General features: G+C 51.8%; 20 protein-coding genes and 1 pseudogene. 12 read left to right on the top strand and 9 right to left on the bottom strand.

The genetic code is table 11. From position 1 onward, the window contains the following. Positions 1–110 precede the first annotated feature (110 nt). From AAGF34_RS16290 to AAGF34_RS16300, 3 genes are all read right to left on the bottom strand, one after another. Positions 111–299 (bottom strand): hypothetical protein, encoded by a 189-nt coding sequence (locus AAGF34_RS16290; RefSeq protein ID WP_342616767.1) that lies wholly within the window; start codon positions 297–299, stop codon positions 111–113. A gap of 70 nt (positions 300–369) precedes the next feature. Continuing rightward, on the bottom strand, positions 370–1,059 hold the full coding sequence (locus AAGF34_RS16295) for a haloacid dehalogenase type II (RefSeq protein ID WP_342616768.1): 690 nt from the start codon (positions 1,057–1,059) through the stop codon (positions 370–372). Continuing rightward, complete coding sequence (locus AAGF34_RS16300) at positions 1,056–1,298, bottom strand: hypothetical protein (RefSeq protein WP_342616769.1); 243 nt, start codon at positions 1,296–1,298, stop codon at positions 1,056–1,058. The genes AAGF34_RS16295 and AAGF34_RS16300 overlap by 4 nt, the downstream gene beginning before the upstream one ends. A gap of 293 nt (positions 1,299–1,591) precedes the next feature. Between AAGF34_RS16300 and AAGF34_RS16305 the strand changes: the two genes are divergently transcribed. The 5 genes from AAGF34_RS16305 to AAGF34_RS16325 all read left to right on the top strand — a co-directional run bounded on the left by AAGF34_RS16305 (position 1,592) and on the right by AAGF34_RS16325 (position 8,104). Continuing rightward, on the top strand, positions 1,592–4,687 hold the full coding sequence (locus AAGF34_RS16305) for an EAL domain-containing protein (protein WP_342616770.1): 3,096 nt from the start codon (positions 1,592–1,594) through the stop codon (positions 4,685–4,687). 1,046 nt (positions 4,688–5,733) lie between these two features. Beyond that, complete coding sequence (locus AAGF34_RS16310) at positions 5,734–6,177, top strand: CZB domain-containing protein (RefSeq protein ID WP_342616771.1); 444 nt, start codon at positions 5,734–5,736, stop codon at positions 6,175–6,177. 48 nt (positions 6,178–6,225) lie between these two features. Next, positions 6,226–7,125: a diguanylate cyclase gene (locus AAGF34_RS16315; RefSeq protein WP_342616772.1), complete on the top strand. Its 900-nt coding sequence runs from the start codon at positions 6,226–6,228 to the stop codon at positions 7,123–7,125. A 113-nt stretch (positions 7,126–7,238) separates the two neighbouring features. Further along, a complete protein-coding gene (locus AAGF34_RS16320) occupies positions 7,239–7,856 on the top strand; it encodes a class I SAM-dependent methyltransferase (RefSeq protein ID WP_342616773.1) in 618 nt (205 codons plus the stop codon). 5 nt (positions 7,857–7,861) lie between these two features. After that, positions 7,862–8,104 carry a GDCCVxC domain-containing (seleno)protein gene (locus AAGF34_RS16325; RefSeq protein ID WP_342616774.1) on the top strand — a complete coding sequence of 81 codons (243 nt, stop codon included), beginning with the start codon at positions 7,862–7,864 and terminating at the stop codon, positions 8,102–8,104. Positions 8,105–8,141: 37 nt separating this feature from the next. On the opposite strand, the gene AAGF34_RS16330 is transcribed toward AAGF34_RS16325, so the two are convergent. The 5 genes from AAGF34_RS16330 to AAGF34_RS16350 all read right to left on the bottom strand — a co-directional run bounded on the left by AAGF34_RS16330 (position 8,142) and on the right by AAGF34_RS16350 (position 11,544). Beyond that, the gene (locus AAGF34_RS16330; RefSeq protein ID WP_342616775.1) at positions 8,142–9,269 is read right to left on the bottom strand and encodes a transporter substrate-binding domain-containing protein; all 1,128 of its coding nucleotides are present in this window, start codon (positions 9,267–9,269) and stop codon (positions 8,142–8,144) included. 11 nt (positions 9,270–9,280) lie between these two features. Then, positions 9,281–10,141 (bottom strand): hypothetical protein, encoded by an 861-nt coding sequence (locus tag AAGF34_RS16335; RefSeq protein ID WP_342616776.1) that lies wholly within the window; start codon positions 10,139–10,141, stop codon positions 9,281–9,283. Between the two features lie 18 nt (positions 10,142–10,159). Next, a complete protein-coding gene (locus tag AAGF34_RS16340; RefSeq protein WP_342616777.1) occupies positions 10,160–10,528 on the bottom strand; it encodes a type II toxin-antitoxin system PemK/MazF family toxin in 369 nt (122 codons plus the stop codon). Next, a complete protein-coding gene (locus AAGF34_RS16345; protein ID WP_342616778.1) occupies positions 10,528–10,788 on the bottom strand; it encodes a PbsX family transcriptional regulator in 261 nt (86 codons plus the stop codon). Before AAGF34_RS16345 ends, AAGF34_RS16340 begins: the two co-directional genes overlap by 1 nt. A gap of 159 nt (positions 10,789–10,947) precedes the next feature. Then, entirely contained in the window at positions 10,948–11,544 is a 597-nt protein-coding gene (locus tag AAGF34_RS16350) for a hypothetical protein (protein ID WP_342616779.1), read from the bottom strand. A gap of 122 nt (positions 11,545–11,666) precedes the next feature. On the opposite strand from AAGF34_RS16350, the gene AAGF34_RS16355 reads away from it, so the two are divergent. The 7 genes and pseudogenes from AAGF34_RS16355 (at position 11,667) to AAGF34_RS16385 (ending at position 18,222) form a co-directional block, all read left to right on the top strand. Then, positions 11,667–12,995, top strand: a complete 1,329-nt coding sequence (locus tag AAGF34_RS16355; RefSeq protein WP_342616780.1) for an HD domain-containing phosphohydrolase — start codon at positions 11,667–11,669, stop codon at positions 12,993–12,995. Between the two features lie 288 nt (positions 12,996–13,283). Further along, a pseudogene (locus tag AAGF34_RS16360) lies at positions 13,284–13,847 on the top strand (IS6 family transposase); the annotation flags it as partial. 565 nt (positions 13,848–14,412) lie between these two features. Next, positions 14,413–15,306, top strand: coding sequence for an EAL domain-containing protein (locus AAGF34_RS16365; RefSeq protein WP_342616781.1), 894 nt, complete (start codon positions 14,413–14,415; stop codon positions 15,304–15,306). Between the two features lie 58 nt (positions 15,307–15,364). Next, a complete protein-coding gene (locus tag AAGF34_RS16370; RefSeq protein ID WP_342616782.1) occupies positions 15,365–17,107 on the top strand; it encodes a methyl-accepting chemotaxis protein in 1,743 nt (580 codons plus the stop codon). 29 nt (positions 17,108–17,136) lie between these two features. Next, positions 17,137–17,349 (top strand): hypothetical protein, encoded by a 213-nt coding sequence (locus AAGF34_RS16375; protein WP_342616783.1) that lies wholly within the window; start codon positions 17,137–17,139, stop codon positions 17,347–17,349. A 394-nt stretch (positions 17,350–17,743) separates the two neighbouring features. Next, positions 17,744–18,151 (top strand): hypothetical protein, encoded by a 408-nt coding sequence (locus AAGF34_RS16380; RefSeq protein ID WP_342621204.1) that lies wholly within the window; start codon positions 17,744–17,746, stop codon positions 18,149–18,151. Continuing rightward, the gene (locus tag AAGF34_RS16385) at positions 18,121–18,222 is read left to right on the top strand and encodes a hypothetical protein (protein ID WP_342616784.1); all 102 of its coding nucleotides are present in this window, start codon (positions 18,121–18,123) and stop codon (positions 18,220–18,222) included. The genes AAGF34_RS16380 and AAGF34_RS16385 overlap by 31 nt, the downstream gene beginning before the upstream one ends. A gap of 210 nt (positions 18,223–18,432) precedes the next feature. On the opposite strand, the gene AAGF34_RS16390 is transcribed toward AAGF34_RS16385, so the two are convergent. Next, on the bottom strand, positions 18,433–18,840 hold the full coding sequence (locus AAGF34_RS16390; protein WP_342616785.1) for a hemerythrin family protein: 408 nt from the start codon (positions 18,838–18,840) through the stop codon (positions 18,433–18,435). Positions 18,841–19,214 lie beyond the last annotated feature (374 nt).

Genomic DNA, 19,214 nt, shown 5'->3' on the forward strand with positions numbered 1-19,214 from the left:
ACCCTGAACCGAGCTCGCGAGTTGGTGCGCGAATACATGATCTGGCCCCACTCGCTCAAACCCGTCAGGCCAAAAGCCTGACCGCACGGAAGGCTTGACTGCCAGATAAATTAGGCCAGCGACACCCGCGCTGACGCTCGCACCACATCGGTTATCACGTCCATGTCCACTTGTGGTGTCACATCATCTGCCGTAACGTTCTTGCCTGTGGGCGTGATTTGAAATAGTCCACCAGACTTCTGCACCGCGTATTCCCCAGCGCTTGACGCGAAGGTCGGCCCGATGATGAGGCAATTCATCGGGCCGACCAGAGCTCAACAAACCTTTGATGTCGCTTAGCAAGCTCAATCTCTTCTCCTGTTCAATTAATTAAGCCAGGGCAGCAAAAACCGCATTCAAATCCGCCCCAGCAAAATGGGGCCGTGGTCCAATGGCTTCAAAAGGCAGGTTTTGCCGATTCACCCATAGCGTCTTAAACCCAAACCAGGTGGCCCCAAGCGCGTCCCAAGCGTTGCTGGACACAAATAGCACCTCATGGGGTTGAACTTCAAACGCTTTGCCGACAAGACCGTAACTTGTCGGCATCGTCTTGAACGTCCGAACACTATCCACGGAAATGATTTTGTCCAGCGCGTCGGCCATGCCCGCGCTTTGCACCGCCTTATCGAGCATACCTTCGCTGCCATTGGAAAGGATTGCGGTCGCAAAGCTTTGCGCCTTGAGCCGCTGCAACACATCCAGATTCTCAGGAAAAGCTTCCAACTTGGCGTATTGCCCCATAAGTGCCTCCTCTTGCGCTTCAGATTGAGGCAAGGCCAGTCGCTCTAGCGCGTACCGCAACGCGGCTCGCGTGATATTCCAAAACGACTGGTAAAAGCGACTCCCACCAGTGCCATGGGGGTCGGACATCGCGATCAATCGGGTGTACTCAATTTGCTTGTCGCGCCATATTGTGGCAATGGCTGCGCCATGGCCCGGATACAGGCGATCCGCCAATGCACCGATCGAGTACACATCAAACAGTGTTCCATATGCATCGAAAACAACAACCTTGATCATGAAACGGCCTTCTTGTTGGTGACAGCGCCTGGCATCGTATCGGACGCATTGCTGCTTTTTGCGTTGAGCTTTGGATTGTCCCTTACCTTGGGTTCTTTCATTGGAATATTGCCTACAAATGCGTGGCACGCCCGCACCCACTCTCGCAAATCATCGTCTTCGGCGACCCCTTCGCTGGCAACAGACGTATCGCCTTCTGGAGGACTGTCGCTGAGCACCACATAAATTTCACTGGCCACGTAGAGTCGGGTCCCTTCGTTTCATAGGGGGGATCAGATCATGTTCGAGAATCTGTATCGGTACTCGCGCGTCTTGCCCCACCATCTCGATAGACCGGCAGCCGAGGAGCGAGACCGTTTTGTCGCGCTTTTTGCAGCGTCTGGGGCCGCGAGAGATTCAGTTTCGAATCGTACAGCATGTGCCTGCCGGCACAACTGAGCCTCTTTTAGCTTGCAACAAAACTGCCAGTGCAGACAGTAGGTAATTAGAATTGCATACTCATCTGCTCACCTCATTTTGAGCTTACCAAAATATGGCACCCCACAAGCGCATCGGACAATCATGGGCGGTCTTTGTCACGATATTGATGTTAGGGGTGACATTTTTCTATTGGCATAACGAAGAGCGTGAGCTGACTCAAAAGCGTGAAGACGGGTTTAGTCAAGCAGCTGACCAGATCGCGCTCAACATTGACAGACGGCTTGCAACCTTTGAATTGGCCTTGCGAGGCGTCAAAGGATTTGTCGAGAACTCTGATGTGGTATCGCGTGCCGAGTACCGAGGCTACTTCCAGGCGCTTCAACTGCCAGAGACACAACCGGGCATGCAAGGACTTGCCGTAGCCAGCTTGGTGCTCAAAGCTAGCCGCAACCGCCATGCGGATCAGATGCTCAAAAGAGGATATGCCAACTACCGAATCCACCCTGAGGGAGAACGTGCACAGTACGCCCCCATTACATTGATCGAGCCCTACAGTGGCCAAAATGTCACCGCAATCGGGTTTGACATTGCTTCAAACGCACAGGTGGAGCCAGCGCTAAGGCTGGCTCGCGATACCGGAAGCATGGCACTGAGTAACGCTACCAATTTAGTGCAAGATGGCGGTAAAGATCTCAAAGCAGTGGTGATGTATTTGCCAATTTACTCTCGGGGTAAACCAGTAATCACTCTGCGTGACCGACGTGCAGCCATTTCGGGCTGGGTGAGTGGGCCGTTTCGTGTGTCTGACCTAATCATTGGGTTGGGCAAGCAGCTTGATGCTGATATTGGTATTTCCCTGTATGAGGGAGATGATCTGTCTCCTGCGCACTGGCTCTATGGGGAACGTAGCCCTGTGCGGCCTGATGCCAAAGACAATCACCTTTACACAACTCGAACATTGAATGTAGGCGGACAAAGGTGGACGCTGATTATGCGTTCACTGCCCGACTTTGACGCAAAATACGTTGGTGAAGATAGCCACAAAATCATCGCTGCATTTGGTGGCACGTTTAGTTTGTTGATGGGGTGGGTGGCATGGTTGCTGGCAACGGGTCGCGATCGAGCGCTGACCATGGCTCATGCAATGACGCAATCACTGCGTGCAGTGCAAGCAGACCAAGACGCAACGCTAGACGCCATGCCCGATGTGTTGTTTGAGTTGGATTTGGACGGGCGGTATTACAAATACCGCACGTCTCGTATGAATTTACTGGCCGCACCACCAGAGTTCTTTTTGGGCAAGCTGATTAGCGAAGTATTGCCCCACACTGCTGCAAAAATCTGTAGTGAGGCTTTGCACGAAGCTAATTTGAACGGCTTCTCTGTTGGTCGGCAGATTGACATCCCACTTGGCAATGAGAGCCACTGGTTTGAATTGTCGATTGCAAAAAAGGCCGAGGTTCCGAACGAGTCTCAACGCTTCATTATGATTTCGCGCGACATCACTGAACGCAAGCGGGCCGAAGAAGCCCTGCGGATCGCCGCCACAGCATTTGATTCTCAGCAGGGCATGGCCATCACCAACGCGCAGCGCGTAATTCTGCAGGTCAACAGAGCTTTTACGGTCATTACCGGCTATAGCTCCGAAGAGGTGGTGGGGAAGACGCCAAGCATTTTGGCGTCTGGTCGGTATGACAGTGCCTTTTACGCCACCATGACGCAAGCCCTTGAGACCACTGGTGAATGGGCAGGTGAAATATGGAACCGGCGCAAAAGTGGCGAGGTCTACCCGGAGTGGCTCTCTATCAGCGCAGTGAAAGACAACGAGGAAAATATAACCCATTTCGTGGCCATCTTTAGTGACGTTTCTGATCATGTCCAGGCTTTGGCCCAAATTGACGCTTTGGCATTTTATGACCCGCTGACCCAACTACCCAATCGTCGCTTGCTGCTCAACCGGCTGGACCAGTCGCTGCACGCCAGTACCCGACACGCGCGCAAGAACGCCTTGCTCTTTATCGATTTGGACAACTTCAAGACTATCAACGACACGCTGGGCCACAGTCAGGGTGACTTGTTGCTGGTGCAGGTGGCACAGCGCCTGAAAGGTTGTGTGCGCGATGGCGACACGGTAGCCCATTTGGGGAGTGATGAATTCGTGGTGATGCTGGAAGATTTGAGTGAAGACGAAATTGAGGCAGCTACCCACGCTGAGACTGTGGGTCGTAACATCCTCAAGACTTTCGAAGAAGACTTCCAACTAGCTCAAAGTTTGCACCATAGTACGCCCAGTGTTGGAATTACCCTGTTTGGTGGCAGTGCTCTGGAAGGCAGTGAACAGCCGCTTCGAAGAGCTGAGCTGGCTATGTTCCAGGTCAAAGCTGCTGGGCGCAACACGCTGCGATTCTTTGATACGCAAATGCAGGCAGACGTCTCAGCCCACGCGGCCATGGAGGCCGATTTGCGTGAAGCTGTGGTCAAACAACAGTTCCTGCTGTATTACCAACCGCAAGTTGTCGGAGGGGGGCACGTCGCGGGGGTAGAGGCGCTAATACGCTGGACCCCCCCCCATCGCGGCATGGTGTCACCAGCCCATTTCATTCCGCTGGCCGAGGAAACCGGACTGATTTTGCAATTGGGTCAATGGGTGCTCGATACTGCATGCGTTCAACTGGCAAAGTGGGCCAAGTTGCCCGAACTGTCGCACCTGACCATTGCGGTGAATGTGAGTGCGCGTCAGTTCCAACAACCCGATTTTGTGGAAAGCGTTTTGGCCACACTGGAACGGACCAACGCAAACCCGAAACGACTTAAATTGGAGCTCACCGAGAGCATGCTGGTGGACAACGTGGAGGCCATTATCGTCAAGATGGGAGCGCTCAAGGCTCACAGCATTGCATTCTCTCTGGACGACTTCGGCACTGGATATTCCTCCCTGGCATACCTCAAGAGGTTGCCGTTGGACCAGCTCAAGATTGACCAAGGCTTTGTGCGAAACATAGTTACAGACCCCAACGATGCAGCCATTGCAAAAATGATTGTGGCGTTGGCAGAAAGCATGGGGCTGTCAGTAATTGCGGAAGGGGTCGAGTTGCAAGCGCAGGCTGACTTCCTGGCGCATCTGGGCTGTCATGCATTCCAGGGTTACCTGTTCGGAAGACCGCAATCGGCGCATTCCATTGAGGAGTTAGTAGTGAAGAGAAAATAGAACTTACAGAAGGTTAGGCGCGGGCTTGTCCTGCGTGTACCGCGTATAACGTCATAAGTGAGCGTCGTCAACAGTGCCAATACCGTCAGCTGCTCACCCCCAGTTGCTGTGCAGGTATAAGCTAGACCGGAAATTAAGAAACCATGGACTTGGATGGGCATCAATCTTTAGTGATCGCCCCACGGGTGAAGCATGGGGCGCACTGGATGAATACGCAAAAGCAGCACTTTGGATGAGGTCCTACGCACTTGAATTCAACAGAGTTGGAAGGCCGACTCCCATATCTCAGCGGGACGCCGAATTGATGCTCGACAGGCTCACAGTCACTCAGTTGCGATTGGCATTCCAAGCGGCGGCCTCTAGAAGTGCCATCTAGGAGATGGTGCCCGGGTGCAGAGATTGTTGCTCAAGTGGGGCTGATGTCTCATGATGCCAGTGGGCTTTAATGGCCCCCACGCCTACCTCACTGGCACGCCCGTAGCCAAAAAGATCTAACCCAGCCCAGTGCTGGGTTCCTTTTTTGGATGACTCATACTTATGATCCACCGCTGCGGTGCATCAATCGGTGGAAAACTAAGCTGATAACACTAAAAAGCGAGCCAAGATTTGGCTGTGGGGGGTGTGCTCAATATGGCGGCAGGTTGTATGAAAGATTGGGTATTGGTCCATCTACAAAGTCCCCCAGTACGGCGTTGAAGCACCTAGACCTGACACCTCGTCGGGTTCGCAGAAGGATGTGAATCTGGCCTCACGTCAGTTGATGGATATTGAGCACATTCTGTGTGAGGAAGTCGATCTTCCTTTTTAAGGAGAGATGGATTTAATTTGCAAATTGCTCGTTCGCAATGTGCCAGATAAGACTAATTCATTTTGCTTTAATTCCAAGCCTAACGTGGATAGGATGCGGTGACCGTCGAACGGTCCCTCGGTGCTATTACGGTTGCGCGACGCGGAATTGATCAGTAGGATCAGAAGTAGGCAAAGGCACCCGACTCGCGATGCACCGCCCATCGTTGTTGGTTGCACAGTTGCTTGAGCGACTGAGCGTGGCTGTATCCAAGGGGGACAACACTATGGGTATGAGGTTTGAAATCGATGCCGCATTAATGGCGCATTCTGCGTGGAAAAAGCACTTCAGAGATTATTTGAACGGAAAGGCTGCATTCGATGTAACGACCGTTGGTGACGCTCATCAATGTCAGTTCGGGAAGTGGCTTGATGATGAAGGATATCGGCTAATGCCCGAGCGGCGGCGAGAGCAAATTTGCATTGCACATGATGAATTCCATCACGTTGCGGCCGAAATTCTCCAAAAAATCAAAAACAAGCGTTTTGCAGAGGCACGCGCCGACATCGGTGCAGATGGGGTGCTAAGTCACACCAGTATCCGGTTGTCCGAATTGTTACTAAAGGCCAGACTGCATGAGCCAGGTACAAGGGATGCACCTGAACCAGACAAATCGGTGGGACCTGGGGATGAAGCGCCCTAATACCGCAAATGGGATAGTCCAATACGGTCACTGCCATCGATTTTTCATATGGAACATGATTTTGTTGATCAGGATGTTCGGGACTTCGTGTATCGGCTCGATGACGCCGCACGCGCACATATGGACTGGTCGCAACGAATTCTGCGGTGTGCCGTATTGCATACTTCACCCGGTCAGGACGTTTTGGCCGCTGACGCGCATGCTCGCTGCACCTTCGGCAGCTGGTTCCTGTCATGTCGAAATCGTTTTGACGCTATCGACCCCGTTGCGGCGCAACGCCTAGATGAGCAACATCGTCTGATGCACGATGCGGCACGCATCATTTGCAGATGTGTGCTTAAAGGCACGGCTGGAGAGGCGGCGGTGCTAGATAGCTTTGAGCATGCGCAGGTGAGTGTTCTGGCTGATCTGGCATTGCTGAAGACTAAATATTGGGTGACTAGTGGACGTCTGGATGCACTGACCGGGCTGCGACTGCGTTACGGATTGGAGGAGGAGTTCAACCGATACCGCGCCCAAGCCAGGCGCCGGGGGGAGATGATTGTCGTGGTAATGCTGGACGTGGACCACTTCAAGCGCGTCAACGACGAATTTGGTCACACAACCGGTGATATTGCGTTGCAGCACATTGCTCATCTACTGCTCAGTCGTTGCCGCTCCGGCGAGCCACTGTTTCGCTACGGTGGTGAAGAATTTCTGGCAATGCTGCTAGCATCTAACCGTGAGGAGGCACAACAGGCTGCGGAGAGACTGTTGCAAGCCCTACGTGATAATCCGCTCATTCTCCCTGATGGACATGTCCTGAGTCTTCGCGTTAGTGCTGGTTTGGCAACGGTTGGCGACAAGGATTGCCTAGAAGAAGCCGTAAATCGTGCGGACCAAGCGCTTTACGCTGCAAAGGCGGCGGGGCGTGACACCTTACGTTGGAGCGAAACCGCCAATGAATGAGGTATGACCTTCAGAACGCTTGCCTTTGCAACTCCAATCACATAATTTTATTGCGACAAAACCGGGGGTACTCTTGGGTAATATAACCACGCATTGACAAACGGAGCTGCGCGATGAAAGAACAAGAATATTGGGAAAAAGTCTACACAACGAAGTCGGCGGACAACGTCAGTTGGTTTCAAGAGCATGCTACGCGCTCGCTTGAAATCATCCGCTCGATCCACCCAAAGCCCGACGCCAGGGTCATCGATGTGGGCGGAGGCGCATCCACTCTGGTGGACGATATGTTAGCTGACGGCTTTGAACACATTTCGGTCCTTGACCTGTCGGCCAGCGCGCTCGAGGTTGCGCGCAAGCGGCTTGGCGTCAACGGCGAAAAGGTCGAATGGATCGCTGGCGACATTCGCCATGTAGAGCTGCCTGAGCAGTCCTACGATATTTGGCATGATCGTGCCGTCTTCCATTTCCTGACCGACCCTGCGGATCGCTTGGCCTACGTCCAGCAAGTCATGAAAACCGTAAAACCCGGAGGGCATGTGATTGTCGCGACTTTCGCTCCCGACGGCCCTGAACAATACAGTGGCTTGCCCGTCGCGCGTTATAACCACGTCCAATTGCACGGCGAGTTTGGACCAGCCTTTGAGCTGCTTGAACACGCCAGCGAAGAGCATAAAACCCCCTGGGGGTCGCTCCAGCATTTCGTCTATTGCCATTGTCTCAAACCGAACTGACTTGCATGGACGCGACCATCCAAACGAAGTCAGTGTTGACCTGCCCTGAATGTGGCCACAAAGCAGAGCTTGAAATGCCGAGCGACGCGTGCCAGTTTTTCTATGAATGCGAAGCCTGCAAGGCTGTCCTGCGGCCGCTTGCAGGCGAGTGCTGCGTCTTTTGCAGCTACGGGACGGTCAAATGTCCCCCCATCCAAGAAGCATTGGCGGGCGATTCTGCTTCATCGTGCTGCAAAGGTTGCGATTGACCTAGCGTGGGGAGACTTGTTTGCGATGGGTTTCCTTCTATTTTGGAATCACCAACTTCTGACCAACCGAAATGAAGTTAGGGTTAGCCAAATTGTTGCGACTTTGAATTTCTGGATAGCGCATCTTGTCACCCAGGTGGGTCTGAGCAATCGTACTTAAAGTGTCACCGCGAACCACCACATAGACCGTTTCGTTGCTGCCAGCAGCCCGGGCTGTGGCAACTTTATTGCTCATAAAGTAAGTCTTGAGCATCTCGGTATACCCGTCCGTGGCAGTCACCTTGCGAATTGCAGCATTCAAGGCTTCAAGCAAATCCCTATCGCCAGCGCGAACACCGATTTTGTACTCAATGTCACTGCCCGCAATCTTGGGTGAAACAAACTGCATATCAGTACCCTCCAGTTCAGATACTGCAAAGGGATAGTCGTACATCACAGCGTCGACCTGATGAGAATCGACGAAACCCACAATCCATTTGCCATTCTGGTCAGCCTTGTCGGAGAGTTCGACGAGCCGCGAGTTAGGGAACTTGAGTTTGGCGAAGGCCATGGCATCAGGATCGCCCTTGAGCACACCGATGGTCTTGCCATTGGCGGTCTCTACGGACGCGATGTTGGAACTCTTTTGAGCAATCAACGCGTAACCAAAGTCCTTTACGTAAGGAATCGTGTAGACGACCCCCTTCAGGTCCTCGTCGTTGAAGGTCAACCCGTCAATGGCAATGTCAACCACGTTTCCTTCGAGCAATTGCTTGGGAACCTTTTCATATGCATCCACCTCGTGGCTGATGTCGAGCTTTATCTGTTGGCCACCAAATTCGCTCTGAGAGAACAGGGCCTTCATAAAGTCCACATTGAAACCTTTGGGGTTGCCGCGGTTGTCGTGGAAATAGAAAGGCTTGGAAGGATTTTGCGCACTCACACGCACCAACCCGGTCTTAAGGATGTTGGATAGTGCACGGCCATTCTGTGTAGACGCGGAATTGCCTGAGACGTTGGGTTTGGCGTCATTCCAATCAGACCCACCACCATTGGACGTGGCGACCGTCGCAGCTCCATCCCTGTGCAGTAGGTGATCGACTTTGGCTTTGTATCCGTCGTCCACAAAGTAACCACCTACCAACACCAACAACAGGATGACGATTCCGGAAAGTACTTTATTCATGGGTTGCTTTTTCAGTTGAGGGATTTGATGTTCTTGGCGCCTTCTGCCGAATCGAGTCCCGGCAAGGACGGGCTAGGCGTGTTGTTCAGCAAATCAGCGCGATTCATCGTGGTGCCACCCTTGGCCACGGAGTCAGCCAATACTGACGCATCCATCTCCGCAAAAGCACGGTTGATGGAGTTCACCACAGCGTCGATGGCGGCATCCGCTTTGAGCTGCTCCATCGGATCCCCACCATCCACTCCACCCAACGCATTTACCTTGATCAAGGCCTGACTCATCTTCCAGTTGGCCGTCAAAAATGCGATTTTGTCATCCATCAGTTTGATGTTTTCGATGAGTTCCTTGTACTTGTCATTCTTGTAGGCCAATGCCTTCTTCATGGTGATCAGTTGCTCCCGGTAACGGGGTGCGGTTTCAGGATATTTCTTTGCAAAGTCAGCGGTCATTGTCTCAAAGTTGTTGACTTCGGTGCTGTAGGCGGTAATGCCTTCCAGGTACTTGGCTGCACGCGCCTTATAGGCCTGTGACTGCGAAGTAGCGGTCTCGATCGGATTTTCAGAGGCGGTTTTCACCACTTTCTGAATATGCGAAATCTTCTCGTTATCCAGTGCGCGATACTTTGCATTTGCAACTTTCAAGGCAATTACCGGAGCTGCGTTGTAGCCAATAAAGGCCAACGCACCAAACGCTGCAAGGCCAACAATTCCCTTGATCGCCAGGTAAGCCAACGGCCCCAGCACGGCGCAGACCACCAACATGACGCCGATCTTGACGATCTTGGCTAGATTTTGCTGCTTCAATTCGACTTCATTCATAGAGGCGCCTTTAGGTGTCGGGGTTGTGTTTTGTTTGAATTGTTCAATTGGCATGTTGTTGTCCTTGTGCACTTAGACGCAGATCGAGATGATCCCGTTCAACTCTTCACATGCCGATTCAAATACCGTTGGTGGCACTTGCTTCCACGCGTGCGGTCGAGCGCCGCGGTTGCGCCACGCGAATGACTTTGGCTGATGCGCCAACACGAAGCAGACCTCACCTCTGGGTGACGTAAATTTGACGGCAAATGGGTTGGTTTCATTGCTGGGTGCATGGGTCATCGGCAATCCGATTACGAGGTTGGTGCGCTCGTTGAACGCCTTGGATGACAACACCAACATTGGATGTTCGTCCTTCATCTCCGAGCCCACTTGCGGATTGAAATCGATCCAGATCATGTCGCGCCGATCTGGCACCCAGAGCTTGCTCGGAGTCGCCATCAGAACACTTCAGCGCCGACACGGCCAGTCGCCATGACTTCGCCGCCGTGAATGACTGGGTCAAACGCCTTGAGCTTTTGAGCCAACGTCAATTTAGGCTTGCCTACAGTGCGCAAGAACACACCACCCTCAACCACTTCCACTTTGATCGGCAGACCACGGGTAAACCGCGCAGCCTTGGCCACTGGGGCAGTGATACGCACCGCAAGGCCGTTGCCCCACTCCTGGACCGTCTGCTCAACTGAAACTGCTACCGTCATTTGAACACCTCTCTGAAATGTTGATACAAGTTTATACGAGTCCATCCTGTGTGTCAACATGTATCAACCACTCTCTGGGACAAATGCGACCAATAGGCCGCGGCAAGCCCCCTTTTGATTCATCCTGGTCCACAGACTCGGCACGACGCAATAACGAAATCACCGTCGGTGAAACTTTGTCTCGTGAATGGCATTTGCGCCGCGCAGCCGTCTTAGGTCTTCTTCGCCAAAGTCATCAAATTCCTCCACGTCAATCGCCCGATCCATCTGCTCTGGCAGGGACTCCGTCGACTGCATAGAACGAGGCTGCCTCTGTCCCATGCGTGTCCGTTTTTCGCTCCTTGTGTTCTGGCGTGGACCTGAACGATCTTCTGCCTGGCTTTTGGCTTGGCCCAGCAAGGCAACAAAGTGTGTTGCTTGACTGTCGACTTGCATTCGAAACGAATAACCCACTTTGAGTCTGGTGTGTAGCTGGTTACCCTTGAGATAAGCATGCCCTGCAGGCACTGCGACGTCGCCATCATTGGGCGTGAAGACAATGGCCATGTCGCATGTCTGTCTCCAGAGCTCACAATTGAAGAGTTCGGTTTTGTTGCCCCCAAAGACTCGCAATTCCAACGACAACCTGGCGTGCGCGGCGTCGTAAAACAGGGTGGCTACGGCCACCTCCCATTTCACATGCACCGCAGATGGGTCATAGCATCTGTTTAATGGTTTTGTGGCGCATAGCTCAGCGTAACGGAGATACAGTTTCATCGGTATTGCTGGCTAACAAGAGGTCTTGCCATACATCTTTATAGAATCCATCTCAACGTCTGGTTTTCGGACGGATGCTTCATAGATGTTCAAAATGAACTGGCAATAGCACTGAGTAGCACATGACCGATTCTGCAGAGATACAAACAGACAGCAAACATTTCACAAGGGCCGTAACAGATTTCGGAGAGAGAAAACCCGTCTTGGCCACAGCACCCATTTTCAATGACAAGGGCATCAAAGTTGCTGAGAAAGGTGTGGCTATCAACGCCGACATGTACGAGCGCTTGATGCAGCACCGATTGTCAGAGCCTATTGAAAATCTGGTATCGAGCGCTTCCACCGTCGATGGCAAGTTTCTGCGTGAGACTGCAGAAAATCTGTTCCTGCAAATCCCCTTCCTTGCCCGCATGGCCGCTGACGCCGGCATGAGAGAATTGCTGCTGGATGTCGTTTCCAAAATCTCTTTGCCAGCACCCATTGCATTCCAGGTGACTTTATGCAGCGAAGTGCAGTATGACAGTTTCATTCATGGCGTGCAGGTCGCATTGATTTCTGCCTGGCTTGCCAAGACACCCACCTCATTGCGATTTGATGTTGGCATGGCAGCTACCGTAGGGCTGGTACATGATTTGGGCATGCTCCACCTTGATCCGGTCTTGTTGCAGCCAGAACAAGTCTTGAGCCGCACCCTGCGGCGGCAGCTGTATACGCATCCCCTGATCAGTGCGATGCTATTGAAACGTCACCACGAGTTCCCCAAGGAGGCGGTGCGTGCAGTGGAAGAGCACCATGAAAGCCTGAATGGCTCAGGCTACCCGCGCAATCTGGCGGGAGACGCCATTAGCCCTTCGGGTCGCATTCTGGGATTGGCCGCAGTGGTTGCTGCTATGTTCTCACATGAAAGACGCGCACCTGAAATGCGCCTGTCCGTCTTGCTTCGCATGAACATGCACCGTTACGACAGCGTACACGTTGAGAGAGTGATGCGCTTGCTGCGACCGGACCAGGATGCCGCCAATGCGATGAGCCTAGTGTTGGAAGATCCCGTGCGACGCTTGATGGACATCGAGGACGCTATTGCCCATTGGCCCAGCACGCTCATGAAGACGCCCGGCCTATCTAAAGAACGGCTATATGGACTCAATGCGTTGGCAGCACAAACAGCGCAGTTGCAGCGCGCCCTTGCCACGGTGGGTGTAGCCCGGGAGCAACTGGTGCAAATTGGAGATGGCATACAGGACGATATCGTGAAAGTCGAATTGTCTTTGCTTGCCATAGAGGCTGCTTGGCAATTGCGTTCTATGGCCAGACAAACCCGACGCAGATGGCACGCAGACCATGGCGAGGCATACCCTGATGAACTGCAATCATGGTTGGACAGAGTGGATGACCTGACGGACGAGGGGTCCTTTCATTCAGGTGATACGACCAAAACACACGGAACATAAATCGCACCACCTGATTTCAGTGTCGAGCTCTAAGTCGTCTATGTCAGAGTTCTGAAATCGTTGTGAAGCCCCGGACCCGATGACTGCAAACTGGAAATTCAACCTGCAATGTGACGTCGGAACTTTGTTTCCTTGCTGCGACGCGCTCACCCATGAACTCGACCAAGACTGCGCGCCTGACTTTGGCGTATAAGGCCACTTTCGTGTACATCCTCTCTGCTTTTCCAGAACCAATCTGGGATCACAGGATAGGCTTGGGACTGGTAACCACTTACACCGCCATTACATGAGGAAATGATGCAAGAGCGTTGTGTTTTTGTTGACCACTCAACAGTGCATCGCTGAGCTATCCAGATGCTTCCGGTGTTGACGTCAATCTTTCGGCGACGTAAACGACTAGTCGGGCAGAGTAGACGGCTTGACGAGGCCTATATCGAAGTAGCCGGTCAGTGGAAGTACCTCTATCGCGCTGTCGATCGTTCTGGCGACACGGCGGACTTCCTCCTCACTGCCAACTGAGATCTGGCCTCGGCGCGGCGCTTTCTGGAGCGCGCAATCAACCTGGACGAAGTACCTAACTAGATCGCCATCGACAAGAGCGGCGCCAACACGGCCGCCAATGAAAGTGTCAAAGTTGATGCCTGCGTCGACATCCTGATGCGCCAGAATAAATATCTGAACAACTTCATCGAGCGGATCACGCGACCAATGCTTGGGTTCCAAGCATTTTGGAGCGCTGGGCTCATCATCGCCCGAATCGAAACCATGCATACGATCAAGACGGGGCAGATAAGCCGTTCCACCGGTCAAACCATGTCCGCAGCCAATCAGTTCTACAGCCTTGCCGTCTGATCGTAAGACTAGCTGAGCGCCTTTTTCCGGCCGGACCCCACTTCCTCGACAAAACTTCGAGATTTACAACGCACCACATACAAAGCATTTTTCAACCTGAAGACTAGGACTTGTTCCCCAGGAGAATAGATGTGAAGTTATCAATGGCACTAGCATTTGCAAAAGCTCATTTCGTACATGACTGTTAATGGCCTTCCATCATTTTGATACTGCAGTATCCACGGCAATACTCTTTTCTCACCTGTTTCGAGAGCCAATCTGTGCATTGCATAACGTATGGAGGCAGAGTGCAGTGGCAAGTCAATCTTGTATTTTTTATGTATTGGTTTCGTGTCGCGTCACCAAATACGCCTTACTCGATCTCTGAAGAACGTCTGCAGGCAACGCGATTTGTAATCGTCTCGTAACTTCCCTTCAAGGAGTATCAATCAAGTCATGATAGTATTTACCCTAATAAGTAAATTGATTTGAATCAACTTTTGATAACGTAAGCATGCAGCGCTTGGAACAAGGTCCTATTTCAATTTGGGCATGAAGGTGAGTTCTATCCGAGGGAGGGGTGGTCATGAGTTTTATCAACCAATTGGAGGCGGGTTCCGATGTTCAGCGGGATCTGTCGAAGTTCATTGCTGATTGGAACCCCAATCCAAGTCGGAACGTTCGAATCCTTTTTGACGCCAATTTAGGCTTCTACGCACACCATTGCGGTATTGTGCTGCGGTCGGTTTTTCAGCCAATATTTTCGATATCAAAATCCATCCCAACGGGTCATGAAGCCTTGCTGAGAGCAACGGATGGCTCTGGCTTAAGCATTTCCCCTGAAAGAGTTTTCGAACAGACTGCCGGATTGAAGGACACGATCTTTCTTGATCGCATTTGTCGCATGCTGCATGTCGTGAACTTTTCTCGTCAGGCCCCCGGGGACGTCAACCTGTACCTAAACATGGACGGGCGCAATCTGATGACCATCAACAGCGGGCAGCACGGGCGCTTTTTCGGGCCACTTCTGGAAATGTGCGGCTTACCTCAAAGAGCACTTGTCTTGGAGATTTTAGAGTCACGTATCAGTGACCATGATCGCCTAGTCGAAGCGGTGTCCGCCTATACCAATCAAGGTTTCAAAATCGCGATTGACGATTTCGGTGCACGTGATTCGAACTTCGACCGACTTTGGATGCTGTCACCTCAGGTGGTGAAGATGGACCGCGCGCTTATTGTCAAGGCAGACGAAGATTCGCGCGTGAGGCGAATGCTGCCTAAATTGGTTGAAATTGTGCACGACTTGGAGGCAGAGGTTATTTTCGAAGGCATTGAAACTGAAGCTCAGCAAACCATTGCGAGAGACGCCGGCGCAGATATGGTGCAAGGGTTCATGCATGCCAGACCTTCAGCTGCGATTTTTTGGCCAGCTGAGTCGACTCTGACATTTGGTGCAAGCAACGACCGAAAAGTGGCGTAGCCGAAAAGTCAATGGCCTTCAATCAGTACAAACAGGGAAAATTATGAATTTCAACGATATGAAAATCTCCACCCGACTCACCCTTGGGTTCGGCATGATGGCACTCTTGGTCGCTTTCATAGGTGCTATGTCTACCATTAAGGTCTCGACGGTGGAGCAGGTGTTGTCTCAACTTACCGACGACCGTATTCCTAAACTGGAAACACTTCACAAGATCAATGACAATGTATTGCAGATCGGCCTATCGATGCGCAACATGGCCATCATGGGCGATGAGAAGGAGGTGAAGAAGCAAATAAAAATTATTGAGTCCGCACGCCTTAACATTGGCGAAAATATCGACAGACTCAGAAGCTTAGTTAAGAGCGAAAAGGGAAAGGAACTGTTAGCGAACATTGTAAACGCCCGTTCCACCTTTATACCAGCGCAGGATAAGTACATCGATTTGATAGGGGTTGGCCAAACCGAGGAGGCCAAAGCATATCTCCTGACAGAAGTCCGTCCCGCGCAAATGGTGTATCGCAATGCGGTTGATGCATTAATCGATTTCCAGAACACGCAGAGCCAGGCTTCGGCCAATGACGCCAACTCCGCAGTTGCAAGCCTCCAGGCTGCTGTATGGTCTTCAGGAACCATTGCGCTGGTGATCGCCGTGCTGATGGCTATTTGGATCATCCGCTCCATCACACATCCCCTCAACCAGGCTGTAAATATTTCGCGTGCCGTTGCAGATGGAGACTTGAGTGTTCAATTCAATGTCAAGGGAACGAGTGAAACCGCACAATTGCTGATGGCGCTTAAGGAGATGCAGTCCAGCTTGGTTGATGTCGTTGGCAAAGTTCGCCAAGGATCAGAAGCCGTAGCTGCCGCCTCTACACAAATTGCGCAAGGAAATCAGGATCTGAGCACACGCACGGAGAGTCAGGCGAGCGCCTTGCAGGAAACAGCGGCCTCCATGGAGCAGTTGTCCTCTACGGTCAAGCAAAACGCAGACAACTCCAGACAGGCCAATCAATTGGCTCAGAATGCCAGCACCGTCGCCCTAAGGGGTGGAGAAGTGGTGTCTCAGGTGGTGGACACTATGAAAGATATCAATGAATCTTCCAAAAAGATCGGAGACATTATTAGCGTCATCGACGGCATCGCCTTTCAGACAAACATATTGGCCCTCAACGCAGCGGTGGAGGCAGCACGCGCCGGGGAGCAAGGCCGTGGCTTTGCGGTGGTAGCCAGTGAAGTGCGCAGCCTGGCTGGTCGTTCAGCCAATGCGGCGAAGGAAATCAAGAGCCTGATTGACACCAGTGTGGAGCGGGTGGAGCAAGGCACGATGCTGGTCGACCAAGCCGGCGTCACCATGTCCGAAGTGGTGAACAGTATTCGCCGTGTGACCGACATCATGGGCGAAATCAGTGCCGCCAGCCAAGAACAGAGTGTTGGCGTTTCTCAAGTAGGTGATGCCGTTATGCAGATGGACCAGGTTACCCAGCAAAATGCAGCACTGGTGGAGGAGATGGCGGCAGCGGCCGGTAGCCTCAATACCCAGGCAGGAGACTTGGTGGACATCGTAACCGTATTCAAATTGGACCAAGGTCAAAACCTGTCTAATGTAAAGGTGAGCCCACATACTCCTCATGCAATCAAACTCAAGAAAGAGGATCACCGCGGCCGACTGGTGACCCAGGCAAAGGCCGAAGCCAGGACCCGCTTGTTCAGCGTTACGAAGCACGCTTCCACTATGCCATCATCTAAGCAAGATAGAACAGCGCTTGCAAGTGCTGGGGATGCCTGGGAATCCTTCTAAACATCGAACCATTTGCCATAGGACGCGTGATGAATGATCGCCAAAGCATGTCACCATTGAGTCAGCAGATGCTGACATTGTCGCGGGCCTTGGAAGATTATCGCGATGCTATGGTGTATATCTCCCTGGCTCTGAAGGACCATGTAACCGAATTTCCACCGGAACAATGCGGCGCCATGTCGGACCTGGTTGAATCTCTCCTCTCCAAGACAATTGCCAGCAGCAAATTGACCGACAGTTGAAGCATGTCGTCTGAGGCGCCAGAGGTGTGCGTTCTCGCACCTACCTACACGGCCTGCAGTTGCGTAGTGTACAAAAGCACAGTTTTCACGACCAACCACGCCTTCAACGAGTGACACGAGGTATTTCCGAACGGCCCCTTCGTCGTGCTGCTGATCGACCGGCCGGTGCACCGTTGCAAGACCATCGCCCTGGACGGCCAGTCTTACTTGCTCAAGGAGGCCAAGAAGTAGACTGAAGCAAATGCAGCGATCTTATCAAGACGTCAGCACTCACCAGGCGAGCTAACAGGTCTCGCGTTGCTTACACATGTGGCCTAGAGGCAACCCGTTGGGAAGCATGACATGCTTACCGCCACGCAGATTCAGCTGGCGTTCCATGAGGCTGCATTTAGGAGTGCTCACCAGATTCGATTTTACAATTCGTGCCCCCATTAAGGTATTGCCAAAGTATGATAAATGGTTCATGATTCTTTCGGGCCGTAAAAAGCCCCACGTCTCCTTCCCTGACGTGCGCCATAGCCATATGGATTTGACCCAGCTCAAAGGCTGGGTTTCTTTTTGGCAACTAACCTTAAATTTGTTTTTCGTTGTCAAAGCCAACCGGTGCATGGATATCGCCTTTGGTAAATTTGCGTACCAGGCCTACTGGGGTAGGGCTGAAATCGGAGGTTTTAAGCCCATGAGAACCGTGGGCAATAGCGTAAAAAAGCTTCGAATTCAGGAGGCATTCAATGCGTTGCGTATGCTGCCAACTTTGCAGATGCCGTCTATGTGCTTCATCGTTTTCAAAAGAAAACAGTGAAGACCAGTAAGGCTGATTTGGACTTGGTCTCTAAGCATTGCCATGATTTATTGAAGGCGCTTGGTCTATAAGCAATCAACAATATGCCAATGTCTAGGATTGCCATCGAAGACACCCAGGAAGAAGCGAAAAACCTCAGGCTGCGTTCGGTTCTAACCTCGCCCTGAGTTGAATTCGGGCTTAAATCAGAACGATCATCTGTCCGGGTTTTGGCCTAGTGTGTCCCTCCTTCTATTACATTTCGGCCTAATTGCAGTTACCTTGAAAACCTAGTAGATCCATCACTTAGTCTTCCTTGCCATCAAGGTGTCTCGGAATCTCATGTCCGATTTTAGAATGTGAAACAGCCACCAATTCCAAATAAAATCGGCAACCTCTTGCTTCTTTAGATGACGGCACATTGCTGCCTCAAGATAAAGCGTCAGTGTGCGAATAAATTCTAGGTGACTACTCTTCTGTGCTTCAATTTCAGGATAATGATTTTTCTCCAGCACAGTTTCCTCCAAATTGAAATGCTTTAGCGCATACTGCATCAGATCATTGAGGACCGCATGAAAGTGCTCGTCGCCCTGAATTCCTTCCGCACATTCTCTGGCACGCGCGCACAATTGAAGAAACGTCCGGTTCTGTATATCTAACTCGACGTTCCCAACGCTGTATTCTGGTTTCCAAGTAAAGTCTAATTCCATTTGTTTTAGTGGATGGAATCACCCTCTTCCAATACATTTTACTGTAATCGTACAGTGCATCAGTGTCTACCTTTATCTGAATTTTACGGCAACACTTAAACGTTTTCATGCGTAAGATCGCCCCATATATAACCAGCAAATACAATCGCGTGCAAAGGAGTTATTGTATTCAGTTGAAAAGTCGTGAGTCAAATCAAAAATTGAATTCCGATTGAAATCAACGCTGAATTTTGATGAGGAAGCCGCCGCTTGGGCTAGCCAGGCGTTATAGCCGCTGTGTGACCGTTATAGGTAATGGCAAATGTTTCCAAAGGGAGATGTGCCAATGGTGGGTATGCTGCTGCACTGACACTGTAGCCCATATGCCCATGCAG

Origin of the sequence: Rhodoferax sp. GW822-FHT02A01, assembly GCF_038784515.1 — a bacterium.
Classification (GTDB): Bacteria; Pseudomonadota; Gammaproteobacteria; order Burkholderiales; family Burkholderiaceae_C; genus Allorhodoferax.

Excerpts from the sequence above, each read along its gene's own strand:
- AAGF34_RS16290 (WP_342616767.1), bottom strand. The coding sequence starts at position 299 with ATGAATTGCCTCATCATCGGGCCGACCTTCGCGTCAAGCGCTGGGGAA.
- AAGF34_RS16295 (WP_342616768.1), bottom strand. The coding sequence starts at position 1,059 with ATGATCAAGGTTGTTGTTTTCGATGCATATGGAACACTGTTTGATGTG.
- AAGF34_RS16305 (WP_342616770.1), top strand. The coding sequence starts at position 1,592 with ATGGCACCCCACAAGCGCATCGGACAATCATGGGCGGTCTTTGTCACG.
- AAGF34_RS16315 (WP_342616772.1), top strand. The coding sequence starts at position 6,226 with ATGGAACATGATTTTGTTGATCAGGATGTTCGGGACTTCGTGTATCGG.
- AAGF34_RS16320 (WP_342616773.1), top strand. The coding sequence starts at position 7,239 with ATGAAAGAACAAGAATATTGGGAAAAAGTCTACACAACGAAGTCGGCG.
- AAGF34_RS16325 (WP_342616774.1), top strand. The coding sequence starts at position 7,862 with ATGGACGCGACCATCCAAACGAAGTCAGTGTTGACCTGCCCTGAATGT.
- AAGF34_RS16330 (WP_342616775.1), bottom strand. The coding sequence starts at position 9,269 with ATGAATAAAGTACTTTCCGGAATCGTCATCCTGTTGTTGGTGTTGGTA.
- AAGF34_RS16335 (WP_342616776.1), bottom strand. The coding sequence starts at position 10,141 with ATGCCAATTGAACAATTCAAACAAAACACAACCCCGACACCTAAAGGC.
- AAGF34_RS16340 (WP_342616777.1), bottom strand. The coding sequence starts at position 10,528 with ATGGCGACTCCGAGCAAGCTCTGGGTGCCAGATCGGCGCGACATGATC.
- AAGF34_RS16345 (WP_342616778.1), bottom strand. The coding sequence starts at position 10,788 with ATGACGGTAGCAGTTTCAGTTGAGCAGACGGTCCAGGAGTGGGGCAAC.
- AAGF34_RS16350 (WP_342616779.1), bottom strand. The coding sequence starts at position 11,544 with ATGAAACTGTATCTCCGTTACGCTGAGCTATGCGCCACAAAACCATTA.
- AAGF34_RS16355 (WP_342616780.1), top strand. The coding sequence starts at position 11,667 with ATGACCGATTCTGCAGAGATACAAACAGACAGCAAACATTTCACAAGG.
- AAGF34_RS16365 (WP_342616781.1), top strand. The coding sequence starts at position 14,413 with ATGAGTTTTATCAACCAATTGGAGGCGGGTTCCGATGTTCAGCGGGAT.
- AAGF34_RS16370 (WP_342616782.1), top strand. The coding sequence starts at position 15,365 with ATGAAAATCTCCACCCGACTCACCCTTGGGTTCGGCATGATGGCACTC.
- AAGF34_RS16375 (WP_342616783.1), top strand. The coding sequence starts at position 17,137 with ATGAATGATCGCCAAAGCATGTCACCATTGAGTCAGCAGATGCTGACA.
- AAGF34_RS16390 (WP_342616785.1), bottom strand. The coding sequence starts at position 18,840 with ATGGAATTAGACTTTACTTGGAAACCAGAATACAGCGTTGGGAACGTC.